The sequence below is a fragment of the Ferroplasma sp. Type II genome, assembly GCF_000496155.1.
This window is the reverse complement of record NZ_KI542844.1, coordinates 1-1,605: the sequence shown is the minus strand read 5'-3', so window position 1 is coordinate 1,605 and position 1,605 is coordinate 1. Positions and strand designations below refer to the sequence as shown.

General features: G+C 39.3%; 2 protein-coding genes and 1 pseudogene. All 3 read left to right on the top strand.

What is annotated here, in order from left to right:
- Positions 1-226 (top strand): annotated as a pseudogene (locus tag AMDU4_RS13715) (NADH:flavin oxidoreductase); the annotation flags it as partial.
- Between the two features lie 42 nt (positions 227-268).
- Positions 269-736 carry a 5-(carboxyamino)imidazole ribonucleotide mutase gene (gene purE / locus AMDU4_RS13710; RefSeq protein ID WP_021788523.1) on the top strand — a complete coding sequence of 156 codons (468 nt, stop codon included), beginning with the start codon at positions 269-271 and terminating at the stop codon, positions 734-736.
- The coding region (locus AMDU4_RS13705; protein WP_021788522.1) for an ATP-grasp domain-containing protein at positions 733-1,605 on the top strand (873 nt) is incomplete at its 3' end. The genes purE and AMDU4_RS13705, both read left to right, overlap by 4 nt.

Genomic DNA, 1,605 nt, shown 5'->3' with positions numbered 1-1,605 from the left:
AAAGAATAGGGTTATAATGAGTACCAGGTCACTTCACAGCCTTGAAAGATCAAGAATTGATGGATATAAGAAAATAGCTGAAAAAGCGGGGATAGAATTCAGGGATATGGATTCCTATGATTTTAAGGTGTACGACATTAGGCAATACGATATACTGGAAGCCATGAAGAGCGGGAGAATGGCCATAGACCAGTATATTCTGGAAAACAAAACCGCATTTCTGTGAAATGTTACTAAATTTTTATTAGTATTATATTAATTAGGTTTCATGAAAGTAGCAGTAATAATGGGAAGCAAATCTGATTTCCCGGTTATGCAGGATGCAGTAAATGAATTGAAAAACTTTGGCGTTGAGGTAGAATACAGGATAGTCTCAGCCCACAGGACCCCTGAATTCATGCTGAAATATGCCCATGATGCCATAGAGAACAACATAGAGGTGATTATAGCAGGTGCTGGAGGGGCTGCACATCTCCCGGGAATGGTGGCTGCAATGACTACCCTGCCGGTAATAGGAGTTCCTGTACAGTCAAAGGCATTAAATGGCCTCGACTCGTTGCTGTCAATAGTCCAGATGCCTCCCGGAGTTCCTGTGGCTACTGTATCTATTAATGGTGCAAGAAATGCTGCACTTCTGGCAGTACGAATTCTTTCAATAAAATATCCGAAGCTGAGGGAAATGATGCAGGCATTTTCGGATAACCAGAGAGATGTTGTCCTGGGTGACAGATTATGAAAATAGGAATAATAGGATCAGGGCAGTTAGGATATATGATGATAAACACAATGAGGAGGTACCCTATTGAATTCTATGTTATAGATGACAATAAAGGCCCTTCCGCTTCTATAGCAGACAAATTTTTTGATGTTTCACAGTACAGGGAGTTTGTTGACTCATGCGATTTTGTTACATACGAATTTGAACACATAGACAGGAACATACTGGAATATGCCAGCCAGAATGGAAAATTAAGACCATCCATCAAAGCAGTCGAACTGAAACAGGATAGATCCCTTGAAAAAAAATATCTCAGTGACCATGGATTTCCCATAGCTGATTACGAATACGCGGAAACCTACAGTGATGCATTTGAGAAGGCCAAGAAATTCGGAAAGGCAGTAATAAAAAGCTGTAGAGGCGGTTACGACGGAAAAAATCAGTATTTTATTGACATTAATTCCAAATTTGAAAAACACCCGGATATGCCATATGTGATAGAAAAATTCATTGATTACGAATATGAAGCCTCAATTATAGCTGTAAGGGATGAAAATGGGAAATTCTACCACTTTGAACCGTCATTTAATTACAATCAGAATGGCATACTCATATACAACATATCTCCAGTAGGCAATACCATAGAGATGATTGATATTGCTAAAAGGCTCATGGAATCCCTGAAATACATAGGAGTAATGGGAATCGAATATTATGTTAAAGACGGCAAGGTAATAATTAATGAATATGCACCCAGGGTCCATAATACCGGGCATCATACGCTTACTGGAAGCTCAGTATCACAGTTTGAGGAACATATACTGGCGGTTGCAGGAATGGATATTATCAGACCTGATCTATTTGTGCCTTCCGGAATAGTGAATATA